This window comes from Micromonospora sp. 4G55, assembly GCF_016803375.1.
In genome coordinates this window covers 1-3695 of sequence record NZ_JAEVHN010000601.1, presented here as the reverse complement: position 1 = coordinate 3695, position 3695 = coordinate 1, and the positions used below count along the sequence as shown (strand labels likewise).

The following is a 3695-nucleotide window of genomic DNA, read 5'->3' as shown; positions in this document are numbered from 1 at the left end:
CGACGGCCGGGAGCTGGTCGCGATCAGCGATTTCGTGCTGCGCCGGGTCGACCAGGGCGCGGTGACCGGCGGGCTGGCCACGGCGGACGCACCGGCGCAGGCGGCCGCCCCGGAGCCGGGTGTGCCGACCGAGGACATCCGGCCGGTCGACGGGGCCGAGGCGTTCCGCCGCAGCCTCACCGCCGGGCTCGGCGCGCAGGTCGTGATCGCCACCCGGACCGTCGACGACATTCGCGGCCGCGCCTCCCGGGTCACCACCGGGAGCCTGGAGACCACCCGACGAGCCGGCCCTCGCCGCCCCCGGCCGGCGGCGGCGCCGGCTCCGCCGCGCCGCGCACCGAGCTGGAGATCACCATCGCCCAGGTCTGGCGGGACGGGCTGGGGGGCGGCCGAGGTGGGCGTGGACGACGACTTCTTCGCCCTCGGCGGCAACTCCCTGGTCGCGGTCCAGCTGATCGCCGCGATGCGCAAGGCGACGGGGGTGCGGCTGCCGATGCGCAGCCTCTTCGAGACCCCGACCGTCGCCGGCCTGGCGGCCCGGATCGAGGAGCTGCGCGCCACCGCCGCGCCCGCCGACGAGCCCGCCCCGGCCACCATCCCCGCCATCCCGCGGCTGCCCCGCGACTGAGCGTCGAGAAACAGGAGTGACAGAGCAATGAGCGACACGATCGCCACGCTGCCGGTGGTCGTCGAGAACGACGGCACACCACTGACCGAGCTGATCGACCGGCGGCGGACGGAGCTGCGCGCCACGCTCGCCGCCCACGGCGGGCTGCTGTTCCGCGGCTTCGTCGTCGGCGGGGTGGACGGCTTCGACCGGGTGGTCCGCGCGTTCTCCGGCGAGCCGCTGACCTACACCGAGCGGTCCTCACCCCGGCACGCCATCAAGGGTCGGGTCTACACCTCGACCGACTACCCGCCGGACGAGGAGATCTTCCTGCACAACGAGAACTCGTACCAGGCGCGCTGGCCGTTGACGCTGTTCTTCTACTGCATCAGCCCGCCGGACACCCTCGGCGCCACCCCGCTCGCCGACGTCCGCCGGGTGTACGCCGAGATCGACCCGGCGGTCCGCGAGGAGTTCGTGCGGCGGCGCTGGATGCTGGTGCGCAACTTCCACGCCGACTTCGGCACCCGCTGGCAGGACGTGTTCGGCACCGACGACCGGGCCGAGGTCGAGGCGTACGCGGCGGCGAACCGGATCCGGCTGGAGTGGGTCGGCGCGGACGGGCTGCGCACCCGGGCGGTGCGGGACGTGGTGCACCACCGGCCCGGCTCGGACACCCCGCGCTGGTTCAACCACGCCACCTTCTTCCACGTGAGCACCCTCCCCAAGGACTACCAGGAGGGCCTGCTGGACATGTTCGGCGCCGACGGGCTGCCGGCGAACACCTACTACGGCGACGGCGGCGAGATCCCCGCCGACGTCATGGACCACCTGCGGGCCGCGTACCGGGCCGCCAGCGTCCGCTTCGACTACCGGCGCGACGACGTGCTGGTGGTCGACAACATGACCGCCGCGCACGGCCGGGAGCCCTTCACCGGGGCCCGCCGGATCGCCGTGGCGATGGCCGAACCGCACACCCCCGAGAGCGCTGGAGAGCACTGATGGCCGAATCCCGATTCCTGGTCGTCCGCAACGACGAGGAGCAGTACTCGATCTGGCCGGCCGACCGGGAGCTGCCCACCGGGTGGCACGACGCCGGCTTCGCCGCACCCGCGAGGAGTGCCTGTCCCACGTCGACACCGTCTGGACCGACATGCGTCCCCGCTCCGTGCGGGAGGTGCCGTCATGACCCGGGAGTGGACCTTCCCGGCCTCCTTCGCCCAGGAGCGGGTGTGGCTGGCCAACCAGTTGGACACCGCCTCGCCGGTCTACAACGTCTCCACCCCGTGGCGCTTCCCGGCCGGCATCGACGCCGACACCGCCGGCGAGGTCGTCGGCCGGGTCGTCGCCCGGCACGAGGCGCTCCGCACCCACCTGCGGATGGACGACGGCGCCCTGGTGCAGGTGGTGCGCGAGCACGAGCCGGTCCGGCTGCCCGCCGACGACCTGCGCGACCTGCCCGAGGCCGAGCGGGCCGCCCGGTACGCCGCCCTGCGTACCGAGCTGGCCCGCACCCCGATCCCGCTGGACGCCCCCGCCGCTGTGGCGGGCCCGGCTGGTCCGCCTCGACGACGCCTGGACGCTGCTGTTCGTGGTCCACCACGCCGTCTTCGACAGCCACTCGGCGGTGCTGCTGGTGGCCGAACTGGCCGCGTTCAGCGAGGCCGCGCTGACCGGCGCGCCCGCCGCCGTGCCCGAGCTGCCCATCCAGTACGCCGACTTCGCGGTCTGGCAGCGCGGCCAGCTCACCGGCGCGGAGCTGGACCGCCAGCTCGCCTTCTGGACCGGCCACCTCGCCGGTGCGCCGGCGGTCACCGGCCTGCCGCTGGACCGCCCCCGCCCGGCCCAGCTCGGTTTCGCCGGCGACGAGGTGCGCTTCGCCCTGCCCGACGGGCTGCTCGACCGGGTCGGCCGGCTCGCCGCCGGGTCGGCGGCCACCCCGTACATGGTGCTGCTGGCCGGGTTCGCCGCCCTGCTGTCGCGGATCTCCGGCGACACCGACGTGGTGGTCGGCGTCTCCACCGCCGGCCGGGACACCGCCGAGCTGACCCCGCTGATCGGCATGTTCGTCAACCCGGTGGCGCTGCGCTGCGACCTCGGCGGCGACCCCAGCTTCACCGAGCTGCTCGGCCGGGTCCGCGCCGGCCTGGTGGACGCGATGGAGCACGGCCAGACCCCGTTCCAGCGGATCGTCGAGGCGGTCGCCCCGCAGCGCGACCCGTCCGTGCAGCCGATCTTCCAGACGGCGCTGAACTTCATCCCGGACTCCGGGCTGGACCCGGTGGAGCTGGGCACTACCAAGGACGACTTCGCCTTCGACGTCACCACCGGCGAGAGCCGCCTGGTCTACCGCACCGACCTGTTCGACCGGGGCACCGCCGAGGCGGTGGTCGCGCGCTACGTGCGGCTGCTCACCGCCGCCGTCGACGACCCGGGGCAGCCGGTCTCCGCCCTGCCGCTGCTCGACGACGCCGAGCGGGACCTCGTCCTGCGGGCCTGGAACGGCGAGGACGCCACCCCGGCGTTCCGTTCGGTCATCGAGCGGGTGCAGCGGCAGGCCGCCGCCACCCCGGACGCCGTCGCCCTGGTCTGCGAGGGCGTCTCGCTCACGTACGCCGAGCTGAACGCCGCCGCCAACCGGCTCGCCCGGGTGCTGGTGGCCGGGSGCGCCGCCCCGGAGGCCCGGGTGGCGCTCGCCCTGCCCCGCTCGCCCGAGCTGCTGGTCGCCGTCCTCGCCGTGCTCAAGTCCGGCGCCGCGTACGTCCCGGTCGACACCGGCTACCCGGCCGGCCGGATCGCGTACCTGCTCGCCGACGCGGAGCCGGCGCTGGTGCTGGCCCTGCCGGAGACCGCCGCGCTGGTGCCCGCCGCGGGGCGCCGCCCCGGAGGCCCGGGTGGCGCTCGCCCTGCCCCGCTCGCCCGAGCTGCTGGTCGCCGTCCTCGCCGTGCTCAAGTCCGGCGCCGCGTACGTCCCGGTCGACACCGGCTACCCGGCCGGCCGGATCGCGTACCTGCTCGCCGACGCGGAGCCGGCGCTGGTGCTGGCCCTGCCGGAGACCGCCGCGCTGGTGCCCGCCGGCGCGGTGGT

Annotated in this window: 3 protein-coding genes and 3 pseudogenes; all 6 read left to right on the top strand. The window is 75.3% G+C overall.

The annotated features are described in order from the left end of the window. A partial coding sequence (locus tag JNW89_RS30735) for an acyl carrier protein (protein ID WP_238451739.1) occupies nucleotides 1-628 on the top strand: 628 nt, incomplete at its 5' end. A 27-nt stretch (nucleotides 629-655) separates the two neighbouring features. Further along, nucleotides 656-1609 carry a TauD/TfdA family dioxygenase gene (locus JNW89_RS30730; protein WP_238451738.1) on the top strand — a complete coding sequence of 318 codons (954 nt, stop codon included), beginning with the start codon at nucleotides 656-658 and terminating at the stop codon, nucleotides 1607-1609. Next, nucleotides 1609-1796, top strand: a pseudogene (locus tag JNW89_RS30725) (MbtH family protein). Before JNW89_RS30730 ends, JNW89_RS30725 begins: the two are co-directional and overlap by 1 nt. Then, nucleotides 1793-2074: pseudogene (locus JNW89_RS37030) on the top strand (condensation domain-containing protein); the annotation flags it as partial. The pseudogenes JNW89_RS30725 and JNW89_RS37030, both read left to right, overlap by 4 nt. A gap of 124 nt (nucleotides 2075-2198) precedes the next feature. Further along, nucleotides 2199-3392, top strand: a pseudogene (locus JNW89_RS30720) (condensation domain-containing protein); the annotation flags it as partial. A gap of 109 nt (nucleotides 3393-3501) precedes the next feature. Continuing rightward, nucleotides 3502-3695, top strand: a 194-nt coding sequence (locus JNW89_RS30715; protein WP_238451740.1) for an AMP-binding protein, incomplete at its 3' end; no start/stop codon positions are given.